16 protein-coding genes are annotated in these 19,488 nt (G+C 70.1%); 5 read left to right on the forward strand and 11 right to left on the reverse strand.

Annotation, left to right across the window (positions count from 1 at the left end):
* Window positions 1-18: 18 nt before the first annotated feature.
* Entirely contained in the window at window positions 19-1,341 is a 1,323-nt protein-coding gene (locus OG453_RS09910) for an SGNH/GDSL hydrolase family protein (RefSeq protein ID WP_266866557.1), read from the reverse strand.
* A 429-nt stretch (window positions 1,342-1,770) separates the two neighbouring features.
* Here OG453_RS09910 and OG453_RS09915 point away from each other — a divergent pair, with 429 nt between their 5' ends.
* The 3 genes from OG453_RS09915 (at window position 1,771) to OG453_RS09925 (ending at window position 4,786) form a co-directional block, all read left to right on the forward strand.
* Window positions 1,771-3,027 carry a DUF445 domain-containing protein gene (locus OG453_RS09915; RefSeq protein WP_266866559.1) on the forward strand — a complete coding sequence of 419 codons (1,257 nt, stop codon included), beginning with the start codon at window positions 1,771-1,773 and terminating at the stop codon, window positions 3,025-3,027.
* Between the two features lie 176 nt (window positions 3,028-3,203).
* Window positions 3,204-4,199 carry a GlxA family transcriptional regulator gene (locus OG453_RS09920; RefSeq protein WP_266866561.1) on the forward strand — a complete coding sequence of 332 codons (996 nt, stop codon included), beginning with the start codon at window positions 3,204-3,206 and terminating at the stop codon, window positions 4,197-4,199.
* Between the two features lie 86 nt (window positions 4,200-4,285).
* Window positions 4,286-4,786, forward strand: a complete 501-nt coding sequence (locus OG453_RS09925; RefSeq protein ID WP_266866563.1) for a hypothetical protein — start codon at window positions 4,286-4,288, stop codon at window positions 4,784-4,786.
* 141 nt (window positions 4,787-4,927) lie between these two features.
* Here OG453_RS09925 and OG453_RS09930 read toward each other — a convergent pair whose 3' ends face one another.
* A complete protein-coding gene (locus tag OG453_RS09930; RefSeq protein ID WP_266866565.1) occupies window positions 4,928-5,230 on the reverse strand; it encodes a hypothetical protein in 303 nt (100 codons plus the stop codon).
* Between the two features lie 167 nt (window positions 5,231-5,397).
* Between OG453_RS09930 and OG453_RS09935 the strand changes: the two genes are divergently transcribed.
* Entirely contained in the window at window positions 5,398-6,639 is a 1,242-nt protein-coding gene (locus OG453_RS09935; protein WP_266866567.1) for an NAD(P)/FAD-dependent oxidoreductase, read from the forward strand.
* A gap of 33 nt (window positions 6,640-6,672) precedes the next feature.
* Here the strand turns inward: OG453_RS09935 and OG453_RS09940 are convergent, their stop codons facing one another.
* Window positions 6,673-7,068 carry a RidA family protein gene (locus tag OG453_RS09940; RefSeq protein WP_266869779.1) on the reverse strand — a complete coding sequence of 132 codons (396 nt, stop codon included), beginning with the start codon at window positions 7,066-7,068 and terminating at the stop codon, window positions 6,673-6,675.
* A gap of 161 nt (window positions 7,069-7,229) precedes the next feature.
* Between OG453_RS09940 and OG453_RS09945 the strand changes: the two genes are divergently transcribed.
* Complete coding sequence (locus OG453_RS09945; protein WP_266866568.1) at window positions 7,230-8,210, forward strand: YafY family protein; 981 nt, start codon at window positions 7,230-7,232, stop codon at window positions 8,208-8,210.
* A 71-nt stretch (window positions 8,211-8,281) separates the two neighbouring features.
* Here the strand turns inward: OG453_RS09945 and OG453_RS09950 are convergent, their stop codons facing one another.
* The 8 genes from OG453_RS09950 to OG453_RS09990 all read right to left on the reverse strand — a co-directional run bounded on the left by OG453_RS09950 (window position 8,282) and on the right by OG453_RS09990 (window position 19,485).
* On the reverse strand, window positions 8,282-9,253 hold the full coding sequence (locus tag OG453_RS09950) for a DUF1963 domain-containing protein (RefSeq protein ID WP_323178623.1): 972 nt from the start codon (window positions 9,251-9,253) through the stop codon (window positions 8,282-8,284).
* A gap of 152 nt (window positions 9,254-9,405) precedes the next feature.
* Entirely contained in the window at window positions 9,406-9,810 is a 405-nt protein-coding gene (locus OG453_RS09955; RefSeq protein ID WP_266869782.1) for a very short patch repair endonuclease, read from the reverse strand.
* Window positions 9,811-9,862: 52 nt separating this feature from the next.
* Window positions 9,863-10,978: a DNA cytosine methyltransferase gene (locus tag OG453_RS09960; RefSeq protein WP_266866569.1), complete on the reverse strand. Its 1,116-nt coding sequence runs from the start codon at window positions 10,976-10,978 to the stop codon at window positions 9,863-9,865.
* A 59-nt stretch (window positions 10,979-11,037) separates the two neighbouring features.
* Window positions 11,038-13,020 (reverse strand): DUF6339 family protein, encoded by a 1,983-nt coding sequence (locus OG453_RS45125; protein ID WP_323178624.1) that lies wholly within the window; start codon window positions 13,018-13,020, stop codon window positions 11,038-11,040.
* A 3-nt stretch (window positions 13,021-13,023) separates the two neighbouring features.
* A complete protein-coding gene (locus OG453_RS09975) occupies window positions 13,024-13,920 on the reverse strand; it encodes a hypothetical protein (RefSeq protein WP_266866571.1) in 897 nt (298 codons plus the stop codon).
* A complete protein-coding gene (locus OG453_RS09980) occupies window positions 13,917-15,872 on the reverse strand; it encodes a hypothetical protein (RefSeq protein ID WP_266866573.1) in 1,956 nt (651 codons plus the stop codon). The genes OG453_RS09975 and OG453_RS09980 overlap by 4 nt, the downstream gene beginning before the upstream one ends.
* The gene (locus OG453_RS09985; RefSeq protein ID WP_266866575.1) at window positions 15,869-16,912 is read right to left on the reverse strand and encodes a PD-(D/E)XK motif protein; all 1,044 of its coding nucleotides are present in this window, start codon (window positions 16,910-16,912) and stop codon (window positions 15,869-15,871) included. Before OG453_RS09985 ends, OG453_RS09980 begins: the two co-directional genes overlap by 4 nt.
* Window positions 16,909-19,485, reverse strand: a complete 2,577-nt coding sequence (locus tag OG453_RS09990; RefSeq protein ID WP_266866577.1) for a Z1 domain-containing protein — start codon at window positions 19,483-19,485, stop codon at window positions 16,909-16,911. Before OG453_RS09990 ends, OG453_RS09985 begins: the two co-directional genes overlap by 4 nt.
* Between the last annotated feature and the right edge of the window lie 3 nt (window positions 19,486-19,488).

Genomic DNA, 19,488 nt, shown 5'->3' on the forward strand with positions numbered 1-19,488 from the left:
CTGCACGGTCCGCCGCCGCTACAGCTCGGCGGCCGCGGACCCCTTCAGGTGCACCAGGTTGAACGTCTCGGCCATCTTGCGGTAGCCGGCGTCGCTGGGGTGCAGGTGATCGCCCGAGTCGTACTGGCCGCGCAGCTTGCGGGGGTCGTACGGATCCCGCAGGGCCTTGTCGAAGTCGACGAACTCGTCGAAGACCTTGCCCTCCCGGATCTCCTTGTTCACGGCCTGCCGCACGTTCTCCAGCTCCGTCTCGTACCCCCGGTGCCCGCCGAACGGCATGAGCGTGGCCCCGACGACCCGCAGCCCGCGGGTGTGCGCCTGCCGGGTCAGCTCGCGCAGGCCCTCGACGATCCGGTCGGGGTCGTTCTGGTGCGGGTTGCGCAGGATGTCGTTGACGCCGAGCGCGATCACGACGGCCTTGACACCCGTTCGGTTCAGTACGTCCCGGTCGAAGCGGGAGAGGCCGCTCGGGTTGTCGGCGGGGGTGCCGTTGCCGTCCGAGAGGACGCGGTTGCCGCTGATGCCCTCGTTCACGACGCCGTAGCGCGGGGCGCCCGACTCGTCGCGCAGCCGGTCGGCGAGCACGTCGGTCCAGCGGGCGTTGGCGCCCATGGTGGAGGAGATGCCGTCGGTGAGCGAGTCGCCGAAGACGACGACGGTGCCGTCCGACGTGTTGCTCAGGACGTCCACGGCCGACAGATAGCGCCACGAGGTGCTCTGCTGGGCGAACGCCTGGCCGTTCGGGTCCTCCGTACGGTCGCCGTCGGCGACGAAGCTGACCTGGCGGGCGTGCGGGTGGAAGGTGACCGGGCCCGACGGGGTCGGCGAGAACGTCGTGACCAGCAGATCACCGTCGTGCGGCACCCGCAGCCGGACCGCGTCGCTCATCACCTGCTCACCCGCGGGGATCACCACCGACGTGTTGCCGTTGAAGTTCAGGCGGCGCAGTGTGTCCGGCGCCACGGCCGGGTTGTTCGACCCGGCGGCGATGGCGATCGAGGCGTGCGTGATGCTCAGCGGCTGGCGGCCGTACAGGTTCGACAGGGTGATGCGGGCGCTGTCGCCGCCGACGCTGGTGTGCACGACGTTACGGATCGTGCGGCCCGCGAAACCGCGCCGATGCGTGTTCGGTTCGGCGGCCGCGGGGGACGCCGCCCAGGTGCCGACCCAGGTGCCCGCGGAGGCAGGCGCCGCGGAGTTGCGCGGAGAGCGCGGACCCGTGCTGATGGTGTCCTGCGAACCGTCGTCGGTGCGCGACACACCGACGTATATGGCGGCAGAAATCACCACTATCACCGCGAGGACCGCGGCAAGCAGGGCATAACCGTGACGCTTGGTCATGCGGGCTGTGTCTCCTCGAGCAGGGGGAGCCCGAGGCTCCGATGTGATCACCCCATGATGCGTCATGGGCCGTGAGGCGGCCGACACTGCCCCCCTCCGACCAATGAGACGCCGGGAACTTGTCGTCCGTTCCAGGAGTCGTCAGGAAGGGACGCGCTCGCCAGGAAGGGACGCGCGGAGATGGGGACAATGCGGATGAGGACGACGCGAACGGGCCAGGTGGATTGAGTGGATCGTACGGAACCATCAAATCCGGAGGATGCGGCAGAGGCGGCACGGGCTGCGCAGGTGGCGGGAGTGTCTGCGCAGGTGTCGGAAGCGGCACGGTCGGCTGAAGCGGCACGGTCGGCTGAAGCGGACACTGGGCAGCATGCCCGCGGGCCGCGCCCCTCACGCGCCGCGGACGGCCCGGCGCGCGGCGGCGGCTTCATGTACAGCCCCGCCGACGAGGAGAAGCGGCGCGGCGTCCGCCGGATGAAGATCACCGCCACGGGCCTCCTCGTCTTCGTCGCACTCGTCTACGTCCTGGCGAAATGGGCGCAGAACTCGGGCGCCGGAGCCTGGGCGGGCTATGTCGCCGCGGCCGCAGAGGCGGGCATGGTCGGCGCGCTCGCCGACTGGTTCGCCGTGACCGCGCTCTTCCGTCACCCGCTGGGCCTGCCCATTCCGCACACGGCCATCATCCCGAACAAGAAGGACCAACTGGGCGCATCGCTCGGTGACTTCGTGGGCGAGAACTTCCTCTCGTCCGATGTCGTACGCGATCGACTGCGCGCCGTCGGCATCGGCGGCCGCCTCGGCAGCTGGCTGGCCGAGCCCGCGCACGCCGACCGAGTGACGGCCGAACTGGCGACGGCGCTGCGCGGAGCCTTGACGGTCCTGCGCGACTCCGACGTCCAGGCGGTCGTCGGCGAGGCCATCACGCGCCGTGCCGACGCCCAGGAGATCGCGCCCGGCATCGGCAAAATGCTGGAGAAGGTGGTCGCGGACGGCGGCCACAAACGCGTCGTGGACCTGGTCTGCGTACGCGCCCACGACTGGCTGGTGGAGCACGACGAGTCGGTCATGGACGCGGTGCAGGGCGGCGCCCCCGGCTGGACCCCGCGGTTCGTCGACAAGAAGGTCGGCGAGCGCGTCTACAAGGAACTGCTCCGCTTCCTCGCCGAGATGCGGGACATGCCGGAGCACCCGGCGCGCGGCGCCGTCGACCGCTTCCTCGCCGACTTCGCCGCCGACCTCCAGTCCGACTCCGACACCCGCGAACGCGTCGAACGCCTCAAGCGCGAGGTGCTCGGCCGCGGCGAGGTACAGGACCTGATCGCGTCGGCCTGGGCCGCGGTACGCCAGATGATCGTGGCCGCGGCGGAGGACGAACGCAGCGAGCTGCGCCTACGGGTGCGGGCGGCCCTGCTGTCGCTGGGCGCGCGGATGTCGACGGACGCGCGACTCCAGGAGAAGGTCGACGGCTGGGTCGAGGGCGCGGCGGTGTACGTCGTCACGACGTACCAGAACGAGATCACGTCCCTGATCACGGACACGGTGGCGGGCTGGGACGCGGAGCACACGTCGAAGAAGATCGAGGCGCATATTGGGCGTGACCTGCAGTTCATTCGGATCAACGGCACGGTGGTGGGGTCGTTGGCGGGGTTGGTGATTTATGCGGTTTCGCGGGGGGTGGGGGCGTGAGGCTCCCTCCCGGGGGGTTGGGCTGTTTCAGCCTGTCCGGCGTTTGAGGACGAACTCGGCGGAGCCGGTGATTGACGGTGCGCCCGGTGATGGACGGTGCGCACGGTCCCGGCGGAGCCGGGTTTTTTCGGGAAGGGGCGGGGTTGGGGAAAGGAAGCCGCTGTGAGGATCACCCCATGACCGGCGCACCCACCAACAAGCCCCACAAGCTCGCAGTCCTCGTAAGGCACGGCGTACTCCCCATGGAGCTGGGCCTGATCCACCAGCTCTTCGGCAACGCCCGCTCCCCCTCAGGAGCCCCCCTCTACAAGCCCCTGACCTGCGCCCTGACCCCCGGCCTCATCCGCACGGACGCCGACTTCCCCATCTACGCGGAACACGGCCCCGAGGCCATCACGACCGCCGACACGGTCATCGTCCCCGCCTCGCACGAGGAGGACGAGTCACTCCTGCCGGGCACCCTGCCGCCGGCCCTCGCCGCAACGCTCAAGTCCGCCACAGGCGCCCGCGCCCGCATCGCCTCCATCTGCACCGGCGCCTTCGTCCTCGCGGCAGCCGGCCTCCTGGACGGCCGCAGGGCGACGACGCACTGGCTCTCCACGGACCTGTTCGCCCGCACCTTCCCGACCGTCACGGTCGACCCGGACGTCCTGTACGTGGACGAGGGCGAGGTCCTCACCTCGGCAGGCGAGGCGGCCGGCATCGACCTCTGCCTGCACATGATCCGCCGCGACCACGGAGCGGCGGTGGCGGCGGACGTGGCCCGCCGCACCGTCGTACCCCCACATCGCGAGGGCGGCCAGGCCCAGTACATCCGCCGCCCGGTGGCGGAACCCCGCACGGCGTCGACGGGCCGGGCTCGCGGGTGGGCCCTGACGCGCCTTGGCGAGCCGCTGACGCTCCGAGAGATGGCTGACCGGGAGTCGATGAGCGTACGTACCTTCAGCCGCCGCTTCCGCGAGGAGACCGGCCTGACCCCGATGCAGTGGCTGACCCAGCGCCGGATCGACCGGGCGAGGGCGCTCCTGGAGGAGACGGACCACACGGTCGACCGCATCGCGACGGACGCGGGCTTCGGCACGGCGGCGTCGCTGAGGCAGCACTTCCAGGCGGGGCTCGGGGTGTCGCCGGGCGCGTACCGGATGACGTTCAGGGGAACGCGGGGCGCGTAAGGGGGCCGGGTCGCCGCAAGCCCGGCCGTCGATCTGAGTACGCGTACTCTGTCCGCCCCGCCGCCCCGCCCGGCAGCCTCGTACGCATGACGGCAAAGTCGATGCACATGAGCGCGATACCGCACGGTGCGGCGAACCTGCTGAGCCGGCTGAACTGGCTGAACCGGCTGAACTTGCTGAGTCAGCTGCCGAAGCGGCCCCTGCTGGAGCGGTGGGCGACCCGCGCCGCGGGGGCGGCGCTGGCGGCCGCGGCGTACCTCGTCTGCCTCCCCTGGGACCTGCGCAATCGCCCCGAGACGCCGGGCGCGATCAACGAGACGTCACCGGTGTCGGCGCCGGGAGTGATCTTCCTGGCGGTGTCGATGCTGGCCCTCGCGGCCTACTTCGGCTTCAGGGACCGCCTCGTCCTGGCGCTGCTCCTGGTGGCGGGACCGCCGGCGACCTTGATGTACGTGTCCTTCGACAGCCACCCGGAGCCGGACGCGGCGGTGTGGCCGGTGGCGTGGGCGTTCTTCACTCTGGTGATGGGGACGGGGGTCTTGGCGGTGGCGGGCTTCGCACGGTTGTTCAGGGACAGTGAGGGCTGAGCTGTCTGCTCGGGGGCGGCGAGGTGTGAGCTGCCTGCTCGGGGGCGTCGAGGCCTGAGCTGCCCGCTCGGGGACAGCGGGGCGTGAGCTGCCCGCTCAGGGCGGCGGCGACGCCTGAACCCGCCGCCGCCCCAGCCCAGTTCAGCCCCGCCGGTCCACAAGCGCCCAACTGGCAAGCCCCACGCCCCCGGCGACCCCGAAGACCGCGGGCCATGCCCCGACCTTCTTGGCCAGCGGATGCGACCCCGCGAAGGCGGCGACGTACGCGGTGCTGAGCGCGGCGGCGGTCCTGCCGCCCGCCTTGGCCTGCCACTCCTTCGCGGCGACGGCGCCCGCGGCGGCGAGCACGACGCCACCGAGCGGCCGCTTCTTGGTCCACCGGGCGACGGCGAACCCTCCAACAAGCCCCGTGGCGGCCACTGCTGCCGCCGGCACCTTCGCCATGCCTGCCTCGCTTCCGTTCGCTTCCGTTGTCCGTTGCTTCCGGCCGATACGTCCTCAATACGTCTGCGGCCGAGGCTAACGCGCCGCCTGGAAAGCCTTGCGGCGAGGGGCCCCGTCCCGCATAGGTTTGGTGGTACACCGCACCCGACGAGGGACCGATAGCAGAAATGACCGCGCGAACCCCCACCCGCGCCCGTACCGCCCTGGTCATCGGGGGCGGCATCGCAGGCCCGGTAGCGGCGATGGCGCTGCACAAGGCGGGCATCGAGGCAACGGTGTACGAGGCGTACGACTCCACGAAGCGCGTGGGCCCGAGCCCCGGCATGACGATCGCCCCCAACGGCCAGCAGGCCCTGTCCGCGATCGACGCGGCGGACGTGGTGAGCGCGATCGGCACCCCGGTGACGTCAACGTCCTTGCGCAGCTGGACAGGTAGGCACCTCGCCGCCCTGACCCCGCCCCCCGACCTCCCGCCGACCCGATTCGTCTGGCGCACGGACCTCCACGAGGCGATCGACGAGGAGGTGGCACGCCGCGACATCCCCGTCCACCGGGGCAAGCGCCTGCTGGACGCGACGGATACCGGCACGGGCGTCACGGCCCGCTTCGCGGACGGCTCGCTGGCGAGGGCGGACATCCTGATCGGCGCGGACGGCCTCCGCTCGACGGTCCGCCCCCTGATCGACCCCTCGGCCCCAACTCCCCACTACGGCGGGACACTTACCTTCACAGCGAGGGTGACGGAGACTGAACTCCCCTCCACCTCGGGCGTATTGCACCAATGCCTCGGCAAGCGCGCGTACATGACGTACCAGATCTTCGACGACGGCTCGGCGGTGTGGTCCGTGACTCTGCCCCACCGTGAACCCATGACGACGGCGGAGGCGCGCTCGGTCGGCCCGGCAGCATGGCTGAGCCGCCTGACGGAGGCGTTCACGGGCGACCGCACGGCGGCAACGGAACTCCTCGACTCCACCCCGGCCCCCGCCCTCCTCATCACGGGCCCCACGGAGAACATGCCCCCGCTCAGCACCTGGAGCCGAGGCCGCATGATCCTGATAGGCGACGCGGCGCACGCAACACCTCCCACGTCAGGCCAAGGCGCATCCCTCGCCTCGGAGAGCGCGGTCCAACTGGCCCGCTGCCTGCGAGACTTGCCCCCTTCCAAGGCCTTCAGGGCGTACGAGTCCCTGCGCCGCCCCCGGGTGTCCCGCATCCTCAAACACGCCACATCCACCCCGACATCCACCTCGGCCGCGGCCCGCACGGCGTCCCCGAAGCCGGCGGGTCCCCTGACCCGCGCGCTCCGGGACGCGGTGCTGCCGGTGGCGACGAAGGTGGGAGCCGGTTCGGTATGGGGAACGTGGCAGTTCGACCACCGGATCGACTGGGATGAGCGGGTGGACTAGGGCGGCCCCCGGAGTCGTCGCCGGGGGGGGGCATCAGGCGACGGCGGTGCCCTCCAGCTCGACCATCTGGCCGGGGACCGCAAGCCGGGTCACCCCGAGCATCGTGCTGGTCGGCGCCACCCCTGAGGCGCCCAACCGCCCTGCCAGAACGCCGTAGTGCGGAAAGAGCAGCTCGACGTCGGTCGTGTAGACGTTGAGCCGGACGAGGTTGGCGAGAGACATGCCGGCCTCGGCGAGCACGGCCTCCAGGTTGTCGATGCTCAGCGCCAACTGCGCTGCCATGTCCCCGTCGTGCTGGGGTTTGCCGTCACGGCTCATCGCGGTCTGCCCCGAGACGTACAGGGTCCGGGTGTGCCCGGAGACGACTTCACCCTGGTTGAACCCCAACTCCGCGGACCAGGTAACCGGGTTGACCGCAGTTCGCTCCACTGTCACGTCAGCTCCATTCGCTTCTTCGCTTCTTCGGTTCATGGGGAGTACGTACGTCGATCGGCTCGGTAACCGCCAAATTTCGACGCCGTGTTGTCGCGTCAACGAGCCTCGCAACTAATCACGACATCCTTGGTCACGTATCTCGCTAAAGTTCCCGCATGCGCGCCGACCGCTTGGTCTCACTGGTGCTACTCCTGCGCCAGCGCGGTCGACTGACTGCGGACACGCTGGCCGGCGAGCTGGAGGTATCCACCCGCACGGTGCTGCGCGACATCGAGGCGCTGTCCGCGGCCGGCGTCCCGGTCTACGCGGAACGCGGGCGGTACGGCGGGTTCGCGTTGTCGCCCGGTTTCCGGACCGAGCTCACCGGTCTCAATCACGACGAGGCCCTGGCCCTGCTGACCGCCGGATCGGGTCGCGGGGAGCAGACGTTCGGCCTCGGCTCGGCACTCGCTTCGGCCATGCGGAAGGTGGTCGACGCGCTGCCCGAAGGCCACCGGGCCACCGCGAGCGACGCGGTCCAGCGGTTCCTCGTAGACCCGGAGACCGACCTGCTCTCACGCAGGCAGGCCACCGAGGCACCCGACACCACCACCATGTTCGAGGTCAGGCGCGCGGTGCTCGCCGGCCACAAGCTGCGCATCCACTACGCGGCCACGGGCCAGGCGCCGCAGTGGCGCACGGTGGACCCGATCGGCCTGGTCACCGTACGAGACCGGGGCTACTTGCTGGCCACGAGATCCGGCGCGGACCGCACGTACCGCCTCTCGCGGTTGCTGGCCGCCGAGGAACTCCCCGAACCGGCACAGCGACCGAACCGAGTAGATCTGGACCGGATCTGGCAGGAACGCTCCGCGCGCTTCCTCTCCGACGGCGACCACATCTCCGTACGGATACGCGTGAACCCGGCACGACGCGAGGAGCTGCTGGACACGGCCCTGGCAGTCCGCACAGAAGAACCCGCCCCCGGCGCAGCGGGCTGGCTGAGCCTGGAGGTGACCTTCCAGGACCCCCGCCACGCCGAATGGGCGCTGTGGCAACTCGGCACGGACGCGGAAGCCCTGACGCCGAAGTCGCTGCGCACTGCCTTGCGCAACCGCGCGGCAGCGATGGCGACCCACTACAGAGACTCATCTTGAGGTCTTGAGGTCTTGAGGACGACGACGCAGGGAGAGCCCCAGAGAGCCCCCCCATCCAGCCCCCCATCCCCTCACGAACAGTCGGAGTGGTACCGGAAGGGCATGTCGGGACAGCCGTGCGCGCAGACGAAGAGATACATGCCACCCATGTCGCCGAGCATGATGCCGGGCGCGCACTGCAGGGCGTTCCGCTCCTCGTAGGGAAGCGCAAACACGCTCCACCCGTCTTCACCCGCGCCGGACCTGTCCTCGACAGGCACCCAGCGCCGCCATGAGGCCCCGTCGAACTCGGCGCTCTTGATGGTGACGAGATGCCGCATACGCTGCCCGCACGGGCCGGGACAGGTGGGCCAGTAAGGATCCTGGGTCCAACTCGGATAGCCACCGACTTTGATGCCGGGAGCAACGCTGAGATGCGACCAGTAGGCGCAGGGACTCCCGTCCTCCTCGGCACGATCCTCCATCTCCTCGAACGCCTCCTCCAGCTCCTCCGCGACCTCGTCATCGAGATCCCAGCTCGGATACTCGACGACACGCTCGGGGTGCAGCACGCAGGGATCCGGCAGATAGTCGTCACGGGCACCGACGGGCCGCGGCGGCTCCTCGACGAGCGGCTCACACCGCGCGCTGTCCCGCCAGAAGATCTCGGGCCGAGGCACATACCCGGCCTCGTGATCGAAGGGACACCAGAGGACTTGCAGTACGTCGGTGCCTTCAGGGAAGGGCAGTTCGGGAACATCACGCGCGTAGAGCTGAAGCACCGGAACCATGGCCTGCGCGACACCATCGTCGACGGGCGCGAACCGTGTCCGCGGATGCGAGTCCCCACAGTGCGGCCAGGCCTCAGCGGCCGGCCACGCCGGCGCCCCACCCACAGAACTGTCCCTTGGCCCGGGCTGCCCCCGCCGAGGATGCAGCCGGACGGCCTCGCGACGGAGGGGCGCGATGGCGGGGAAGAGGGCCTCGACGTCGAGGAGGGGTGGCGGGGTGGTGCGGGACGCGCACGACGAGATCTCGGCGCCAGACGGGGGTCCCTTTGGCACGGCGGCTCCTTACGCAGGGGATGAATGACGGAAATTGACGGAAGAGGTTCGTCTTCACCCGGCCACCAGGCCTTCCACCTACGGGACTTGCCGGTGACCGGCCGCCACCCAGGCAACGGCTGCGGTCGGCGCTCTGCCTTGGCCGGCTTCGGTCACCGGCTCCCGGGTGTCGGGCGTCGGACGTGTTTCGCCGATTGGAGCACCGCCTCCACCTGGGTGGCCACTTGCTCCGGCTTCTCGTGCTCCCAGAAGCGGAGGACGGTCCAGCCGAGTGATTCGAGGTGGGCGGTGGTCCTGGCGTCTCGGCCGGCGTTCTTGTTGATCTTTTCGTGCCAGAACTGGGAGTTCGCCTTCGGGTAGGTGGCGTGCTCGGGGCAACCGTGCCAGAAGCAGCCGTCGATGAAGACGGCGACGCGAGGCCCGGGGAAGGCGATGTCGATCGTGTTGCGGGCCATTCCGGGAACGCGTCGCTGTAGCCGATAGCGGAGGCCGGCGGCGTGCAGCAGCCGGCGGACGGCGACTTCCGGCTTGGTGTCCCGAGACCGTTGCCTGCTCATGCGGGCGGAGACGGCGTGGGACGAGGGGGTCGGGCGTGAGGCGGGCACGATCTCAGTGTGGGGCGTCTGCCCGGGCCTCGTCACGGACCTGCGGGGACCATTCGGCGAGGGCACGCCACGCGTCCTCGCCCGGCGTCGCCAGGCCGAGCGCGGCACTGAGGACGTGGATGCCGAGGCGGGGTGGAACGGCGTTGCCGATCTGTTGGGAGATGTCGCCGCCGGACCAGGGGAACCGCTTCGGGAAGGTCTGGAGCTGCCCCGCCTCGCCCGTGCTCAGCCGGGGCAGGTCGAGCTCTGTGGTGTCGTCGGTGACGATGCGGTTGCGGGAGACCTTTCCGGTCACCGTGGCCGAGGGCTCGCAGGAGCGGCGTCTGCCGCGGAGCCTGGGATTGCCGCCGGTGCCGTAGTTGGAGACGACCTGGAAGCGGCCGATGCGCTCGGTCAGCACGTCCTCCATGGCCACCCAACTCTGGAGCACGAGATCGCCCGGTGGGCGTGGGGCGCCCTTGCGGTAGCGCTGATGGGTGGGGGTGGGGAGGGCGGCCGTGTGCCCGTTGCGCCGGGCGACGAGGATCGCGCGGCGGCGGGTCTGCGGAACGCCGAACTCCTCGGTGTGCAGGATGCCGTGTGCCACCGAGTAGCCCTCGTCGGTGAGGGCCGCTCCGTACGCCTCCCAGACGGGGAGGGCCGCGGGCACCTGCTCGAGGACGATGGCTTCGTACGGACGGAGCTCGTCGTTGTCGATGGCGCTCAGGGCCCAGCGCAAGGGCTCCAGGACAAGCCCCGTGCGCTCGTCGTCCATCTCGGCGAGGTCGGCATCGATATTGGCGCGTGCGTCGCGATCGACGAGGCGCTGTACGAATTTCAGCACGTCGTCCAGGGCGCGGCGACCTGCCCCGGTGCCTGCGACGGTGAAGCTCTGACAGGGCGGGCCGCCTGCGAGGACATTTGCCTCGGGGAAGTCCTTCGGACCGTAGCTGCGTACGTCGCCGTGGACGGTCCGGAGCCCTGCCGCCTCACGTGTCGTGACGGCGTTCGCGTCCCATTCGATGCCCAAGGAGGGCACGCCCAGAACCGTCGCGGCCATGTCCAGCCCGCCGGGGCCGGCGAAGAGGTCCACGATGCGGAAACCCACAGGTGGGAGCTGGCGAGGCAGAGCGACGGTCATGGTGAGCGAGTTTATAGGTGAATGGACGGGGCGAGGGAGCCGGAGGAGGACCGGTGACGTCACGCGGTCGACAGCGCGGCGTGGATCGCGCGCCCCAGCGCCTCGCCGACCGGCGGTGGGGAGGCATGCCCGACCTGGCGGTAGCGGGCGGTCTTGCGTCCCGCGAAGGCCCAATCCTTGGGGAACCCCTGGAGCAGGGCGGCCTGCTCGACGGTGAGCGGCATCATGCCTTCGCGGCCCAGGGCCGGGTTCCACTTGAAGTAGGGGCCCGGTGCCTCGTCGGCGACCGTGCCGCCGTCCACGCCGATGCGGGCCCAGGCCTTCTTGGAGCCGGTCGGGCCCAGGTCGGCGCCGCCGCGTTCCCAGGAACCTCCGACGAGGGTGGGGGCGACGTCGGTGGCCTGTGCCGCCCACTCGGCGGCACGGGGCCAACCACGGGCTGCCATGGACGGGCCGAGCGCCTGGCCGACACTGATCGGAGGTTCGGGAGAGGGCTGCGGAATCCGGAACGCCTCGGCCGCCGCGGTGCTCGCGAAGGCGAGGAGGATGCCCTGTTTCCGGTCCTGCGGCACGCCATGGTGGGCGGCGTTGAGGACGAACCAGTGCAGGGCGTAGCCACTCGCGGACAACTCTTGCTGCACGGCTTCCCGGAGCGGTGCGTACATGTCGCTCGTGACCAGATCCGGCACGTTCTCGATCAGGAGGGCGCGGGGACGCAGCAGCCGGGTGAGGGCGACCGTGGCGTGGAAGACCGCCAGCTCGTGGTCGTTGCCGCGTTCGCGGGCGACGGCGGCCGCCGCCTTCACGCGTGGCAGACCGCCGGAGATCAGGTCGAGCCCCAGCATGCCCGGTTGTTGAAGGACCACGGCCGGATCCAGCGTGCTCAGGTCCGCCTCGTGTATGCGCCAGCCGGGTCGGTTGAGGCGCAGGGTGTCGAGGGCGACGGGGCGATTGTCGATCAGCAGCATGGGGTCGAAGCCCGCCCTTTCCAGGCCCAGTGCGAGGCCGCCGGCACCCGCGCACAGCTCCAGGGAGGTGAGGCGACGGGTTGGGGATACGGGCGCCTGTTCTGCCGCCGTGAACGGTGCGAGCAGATTGAGTTCGGGTCCTGACGGCATCGAGTGTGTGGGCGTGGGCGCGGGATCCGAAGTGGCCGGCAGCGCTTCGTAGAGCTTCAACTCGGCGGCTGCCGCCGTGAACGGTGCGAGGAGATCGTGTTCGGGGTTGTCTTCGGGTTCTGGCCGGATCCAGTGTGGGGGTGCGGGGTCCGAAGTGGCCGGCTGCGCTTCCTCGGGCCTCAGGGCGGCCACCGACTCCTCGGCCACGGCGCGCAGTTCGGCCCGCAGCTCGGCGTCGTCCAGAGCCTCGAAGATGACGAAGGGGGCGAGCCTGAGGAGCCGCTTGAGGAAGTCGCGCAGCACTTCACGCTCGGCGAGGCCGTGCAGGTCGACGGCCGCCCAGGCGTGAAGGATGTTGCGTACGAGATGAGGGCTGCCGCCGAGGGACTTGCGGCGGGCGTAGATCTGGTCGAAGGCGGCCTCGCCGAGGATGTCGAGTGCCGCGTATGGCTCGGAGGCCGCCGGGTCGCGGACGAGGTGTGCGCGCCACCACAGGCGGCCGAAGACGTGCCGGGTGAGGTCGCTGGCCACGACGCGGTCGCCCGGCGGACGGGGGTAGCGCCAGTACGCCACGTCGGGGAGCAGCACCAGCGCGAGAAAGGCCCAGATGTCGCCGGACGCGGCTTCGGCCGGCATCAGGTCCATCTCGGCGTGCAGGAGCGCCGCCAGGTCGAGGTCGAAGCGGGCCCGGGCCGCGCGGGAGGGCTCCTCGGGGAAGCCCGCGCGCTCGGCGACCTCCATGACACGGGCCCGCAGGTCGCGTAGTTGTCCCTCGGTGATCCGGTCGCCGCCGGTGGCGACGTAGACCGCGGACTCGTGGCGGTGCGTGACACGTTCGGCCAGGTCGCGGGGGGCCATCTCCTTGTACTGCTGGTGGAGCGGTCTGGCCTGTCCGGCGAGGAGGCGGGGGTAGAGCAGAGCCATGGATCACGCCTCCTGGAGGATGCGGGTCGCGGCCTGGAGGTCGGAGGCGAACAGGCTCGGCGAGCTCTGCCGGCGCTGCCGCAGGTCCTGGATGGTGCGGCCGGGGAAGAGCCGGTGGAAGAGATTGACGAGGGTGGCGCCCAGAGAGTCCTCGGAGAAGTCCGCGTCGTCGGCGAACTCCTCCTTGAGCAGGGCATGTTCCACCATGATCCGGGCGCAGTCGGAATACACCATCGAGAGGACGACGCGATCCACCGGGCCGGGTCTGGCGGCGTGTGCGAAGGCGATGGACACCTCCTCGGCCTTCTCGTTGACGAGGAGGAGCATGGAGCCCATCGCTGCGGCGTTCAGGTCCGAGCCGAGTTGCAGGTGCCAGGCCGCGCCGTCCTTGAACGAGGTGTGGGCGAAGTCGATCACAGTCATCGGGAAGAGCGGCGCATCGCCCTGGAGGCGCAGTGCGGCCGCGTCGTCCCAGAGCAGTGACCCGGCGCGGCGCGGAGCGAAGGGGGCAGCCGTCCCGTTCGTACGGGAGAGGACGAGCACCGTTTCCAGGGAGAGCACGCCCCCGAGTTGGGCACCCGGCAGGACGGCGTGAAGATTGACGGTCCGCACGCCGTCACCGGTCAGCGGAACCCGCTGCACAGAACCTCGGAGGTTGGATCCGGAGGCGGTCCAGATGGCCGCGAGGGTGAGCACCGCGCCGTCGGTGAGGGCCGCTCCCGCACGGGCCGCCGACAGGTCGACCTGCACGGTGCGGCTCAGTTCGACGTCCATGCGGTAGTCCCAGAAGTCCAGCGACTCGGGGAGGTCGGTGGTGGCGCCTTCGAGGACGAGTTGCCACGGTTCGGCCCGGACGCAGGAGGCGGCGGGAGAGCGGTAGGGGAGGGCGAGCCTGCTCACGGGGCGACCACCGCCTGGGTCTTCACGGTGATCTCCGTGATGGTGTCCGGGGCCGGGCGGACGACGGCGCGCCAGACCGTGTCGTCGCCGCCCTCGATGACGAAGGTGGGAGAGGCGTGGAGCGTCCCGGCCGGGTCCTCCCAGCCGACGAGGCCGGGCATGGCGGCACCCGCGGGAGGGTCGGTCTCGCGATTGCCGGTGCCGGGCAGGGCCACGGCCAACTCGACCCGGACGCGCTGCACGACCGGCGCGGGGAGGGTGAACGCCTGCACGAGCACGGAGTGCCCGAAGCGCTCCTCGTACGTGGTCTCGCCCGCGTACTTCACGCGAGGGCGGGGAGCACGGGCCGTGCCGTCTTCCGGGGGCGAGGCATCGGCCGTGCCGGTGGCCCGGCCGCTGCGCCGCGAGCCCGCGCGGGCTCGCCGGTCCGGAAGCTCTTCGTCGTCGTCGGGCGCCGCGGTGGCGCGGCCCGTGGAAGAGGTGCCGTAGTCCGTGGCGCCCCCGGTTCCCCAGGCGCCGCCGACCAGCGGGGAGAAGCGGGCGCTTGCCGCGCCCAGTGCCACGTTCGCCGAACCCTCTCGGGTGGATCCACCCAGCTGGAGGAGCTCGTCGACCGCTTCCTTGAGGCGGGTGAAGGTGGTGCGGACGAAGGTCCGGTCCTGACCCTCGAGGCGTTGGTGGTTCCACGCGTCATGCGTGGGGGGTTCAGCCTCGGCGTAAGTGGCGTCCATCTCCTCGGCGGCGCGGAAGACGCCGGCGTACGACAGGAGTTCGGCCCCGGTCTCACGCCCCGGCCAGTAGGTGACCACCAGCTCCGCGGGGCGCATCAGTGCCACGTGGTGCACGGACCGCTCGACCTGAACCATCTCCATGGCCCGGCGTGCGGCGGGGGAAGGCTCGAGAGGGACCACCGGGCGCTGGACGAGTCCCAGCCGCCCCAACTCCCTGATGGGCTTCTGGCACGACAGCGTTCGGCCCTCATCCGTGGCCAACTGGCGGTAGGCGTCCACGAAGAGATTGAGCGGGGTGGTGGTGCGCGGGTCCGGGACGGGGAAATCGTGCCCTTCACAGGTGACGGAGAACCGCATGGGCAGAGTGCCGTCGGCGCGCTCCAGCATCTTGGGCCACAGGTGCCAGGCCACCGTCTCGGAGAGGTAGGCCGCGGCCTCCTTGGGCTCCAGGCCGTCGAGTTGGGGATCGAGGACGACGATGCTGGTACCGGTCTCGTCCTTGCCGAACGGTGCGAGGCCCAGTTGGCGAGCCGTCTCCTCCGCGCCGGCGCCGACGAGCGGGTCGATCACGTCTCCGGAAGCGTCACCCCACCAGTGCCGGCCCGTAAAGCGCCGCTCATTGCCCTCGGCGTCCCTGTCCCGATAGCTGCTCCACAGGGCGCAGCCGATCAGGCGGGTCTCCAACTCTCCCCGGTCGTTGCGGCAGCGGGTGTGCACGAGCACCGTGCCGAGGCTGGAGAGAAGGTAGAAGATGGCCTTGCCGAAGCCGTAGGTGCCGCCGCCGAGCTTGGTGTCGCGGGGCTCACCCACGTTCCGGACGAAGGCGACGAAGTCCTGACGGCCCTTGGCGATCTCGTCGGCACGGATCGGGCCGCCGAGGCCGTTCGTGCCCCGGTCGGAGATCGTCATGATCCGGATGCCCGCGCGCAGCGCCTTGCGCAGGGCGAGATGGTCGTTCGAAGGAGCACCGTTCAGCAGGAGCCTGCGCCACGCGTCGGCAGACGCCGGGCCCACGTATCCCAGGTCGATGCCGAACCGGACAGGTCCGTCGTGCCGCGAGTCCTTGGCGTCCCAACTGTTCTGGGCGGCTTCCCGTACGAGGATGGTGAGCAGGTCCAACTCGGGGCGGCCGAGCTGGTTGCGAATGCCCTCGGCCGCGCTCGCGCCTTCCGGCGGATACGGCTGGGAGCGCCACTGTGGTTCGGTGCGCGCGTCTGTCACTTGCTCTCCCCGAGCATGGCGGCCAGATGTCTCTCCACCCCGGTCATCGGGAGAGGGCTTGGTGAGGGCACGGTGAGATCCACCGTGTATTCGACGTCGGTCACGTTGCCGGGCACCTCGGCGACGGCGAGGTCGGCGGTCGTGATGCGGGGGAAGCCGGCGCCGACCGCATACCAACGCTCTTCGCGGATGAGGAGGCGGGTCGTGCGGTAGCGCTCCGCGTCGACCGTGTGATACCCGACCTCGGCGAGGAGGCCGAGCAGTGTGCTCTCGTCGTCGCACAGCCGCAGCGCCCGTTCCACCAGGTCCACGACGCTCGTCCCCTCGCCCCCCTCGGGCACACGCTCGACGCGCAGGCAGGCGAGTTGAAGGGAGCCGCCCTCCGGTGGTTCCAGTTGGCGCAGGCCATGGACGCGTACGCGCAGTGCGTCGCCGGTGGTGGTCTTCACCTCGACGGCGTCGGTTCCAGAGGTGAAGTCGTGCGGACAGCCGCTCGGCCCCGTCCACAGTCTGTGGGCGCTGGGGTTCTCGGCGAGGAGGCGAAGCAGTATGTGCAATTCGCCGTACAGGCCTGCGAGTTGTTCCGGGCCCAGCAGCGTTCCGGACGTGCGGAACAGGGCTCGCCAGCGATCCAGGACCCGGTGCAGGGCCTTGAGCGCCTGGGAGGAGGCGGGAGTCTGCTCTTCCTCGCCGAGTCCGGCCATCTCCCGCAGGACGTTCTCGCCGAGTCCGGTGAACACGTCGTCGAGGTCGCGGCGCAGGCAGCCGAGATCGGCGTAGTACTGGAAGATGTCCTCGTCCTCCAGGGGACGCCTGCGCAGGCGCAGTACCTGGCCGTCGCGGATCTCGCGGACGTGCTGATTCCCGGCGATCGGTATCAGCAGGTGCCGATGACCCTCGTGATCGACGGCGGCGAGGACCGGGCCGCGCGATGTGGTGACCGGCAGCGGGGCGGTGCGCAGCCGGTTGTCCGCGGACACGGGGGTGAGCAGGAGATCCCGCCAGCTCTCCTCCAGCGTCCGCCGGAATATGTCGGTCACGCTGCGTCCTCGCCCTCGAGCGTACGCAGGTCCTCGTCGTCGGTGTCCTCCAGCCGGATGCCGGAGAGGTCCGCCGAGATGTAGCTGCCGTCCCAGTCGACCGCGCTGTCCTGCCGGGGTTCCGGGAAGACCAGCCCGATGCCGATCACGTGATCCTCGGCGTCGAGCGGCTCACGGGACTTCTTGCGGAGCTCGGAGGGACGGGAGTCCTTGTCGATCGGGTACAGCACGAGCAGACCGGTGTCCGGGAGCTGCTTGCGGCGCTCCCGCTTGATCTCGTCCTCCTCCAGCCCACGGGGGACGTCCACCAGGTCGACGGTGGCGTCGGCCCGGCTCATGAGGGTCTTGATGTCGGCGAAGTCCGGTTCTCCCGTGGGGCTTTGGAGACGGGCACGCGTGATGCGACCGACGGCGATGTCCGGGGCGAAGGTGAAATCGGTGTCGGTGTCGCCGGCGCGGTTGCCGACGATCGCGACGTTCCAGCGCAGCAGGGAGCCTTGCTGAACGCGACGCCGAACGTATGAGGAGATCAGGGCGGCGTCGCACTCCTGGGAGCTCTCGTGGAAGCGGTACCTGCTCAGGAAGTCGAGCACATCGGTGTGCGGGACTCCATGCAGGATGTGACGACCGTCCTCGGGGCGCGAGTCCTGTGTGACGGCTTCTGCGACAGCGCGACGCACCAGGTCGCGCGCGGCATTCTGGTTGTCGCGCAGCCAGTCGGCCCGGGTGTGGAAGTAGCGGGTCTGAATCCGGCGACCGCCGTACGCCGCGCTGGCCCTGATCGCGGACTGCATCTTGGCCGCGGCGGTCACCCGCAGCACCGGGTGGGTGCGCAGGCGGACCGCGAACGTCTGCGGGGTCTCGTTCTCGTGGAGGTACACGTCGATGTCGCGACGCATGTCCGCCTCGACCGTGGCCAGATGCCGGAAGGCGGCGTGGAGTTCGTCCGTCATCCACACGCGGGGGAGATCGGCGTACCCGTGCCGGAAACCGAACCAGCGGCCCATCTGGAGCAGGGTGTCGTATGCCGAGGCCGCGCGGACGAAGTAGGTGACGGCGAGTCCTTCCAGGGTGAGGCCTCGGGAGAACTTGTTGCCGCCGACCGCGATGGCGACCACCGGGCCGTTGTCGTAGTCGAGGGTGTCCTCGCTGTCGGAGTTGTCCATGATGATCCGGCAGTCGCCGATCACGCCCGGCAACTCTTCCAGGAGCGTGTCGAAGGGGACCTTCGTCTCCCCGAAGTCCTCGGCGGCGACCCGCGCGGTCTCCTCGTCCCAGAGGGTGCGCAGCCGCCGCAGCGTGCCGGGGTCGTCCAGGTGGTCCAGGGTGTGCGCGCGGATCTTCTTGAGCGGTATCCGGAAGCTGTTGTGGACCTGGATGCGCATGCTGGTGTGGATCAGCATGGTGGCGTGCTTGTTGCCGGTGCCGCGTACCCGGCGGGCGGCCGAGGTGAGCCAGAAGTACTGGACGGCCTCTTCGAGGGTGTCGGTGATCTCGGGCGTGAAGCCGTCGGCGTCCGCCCTCGTCGAGGGGCTTACCAGGGGGACGTCCTCGGCGGGGACGCTGCGGATCATGTCGTACCCGTCGTCCACGTCCTCGGGGTCCTCGCCGTCGAGGGCGTACCGACCGAAGAGGACCTCCGTGCCGAAGTGCGCCTTGGGCTGGGGCAGGTTGACGATGAAGTCGCTCGGATACAGGTCCTTCGCCGCCGGGTCGATGAGGACGTTGGCGAAGGGGGTCGCGGTATATCCGACGTACGCAGCCTTCGGCAGGGTGTCGAGAATGCGGAGGATCAGCGGATTGATCGATGTGGTGGCGACGCTGGCCTGGTCGGCCTCGTCGTCGATCACCAGCGCGGGTGCCTGCTGCAGGTAGTCGGAGGCCGACTCCAGCCAGAGGGCGAACTTGCGGAGCACGGTGGCGTTCTTCTTCACCACGCACAGCACGTGGGTGCTGTTGCTGCCGCCGAAGAAGGAAGCGGCGTTCTCCGTCGGGACGAAGTCACGGTCGAGGCCGGTGAGTTGGGACCAGCTGGTCGGGTTCGACTCCACCAGTTGTTGGGCGAGCCGGGCCTGGGTCTGGCGACGCAGGCCGTTGTGGATCCCGGCGAGAACGATGAAGAGCTTGTAGCCGCGGTCGGCCGCCTTGGCCATCACCGAGGTGAAGTTGGTGGTCTTGCCGGACTGTACGTAGCCGACCACGAGGCCACGCGTGGAGAAGTCGGGTTCCTTGGGGTGGTTGAGCAGCGAGACGACGCGCGTGGATGCCGAGTCGAGGTCCTCGATCGCGTCCGGTCCCCAGCCGGACCTCTCCAGCTCGCGCTGGATGGCGGGCCACGCGCGGTCGTTCTCGCGCGGGCCGGTGTACCAGGTCTCCCGGTTGCCGTTGACGGCTACCCGCGGCTCCTCCATCTCCTTGATCGAGAGCAGCTGGTGTTCGTGGAACTCGCGAATGCGCTGGATCCGCTCGTCGTCGACCCCGAGGATCTCCAGCTGCTTCACCGCCTCTGTGGGTGTGCTGGTTTCGAGGAGGTTGCGGAAGACGTCGTACATTCCGCCGAGTTCGCCGCTCACTTT

Origin of the sequence: Streptomyces sp. NBC_01381, assembly GCF_026340305.1 — a bacterium.
GTDB lineage: Bacteria > Actinomycetota > Actinomycetes > Streptomycetales > Streptomycetaceae > Streptomyces.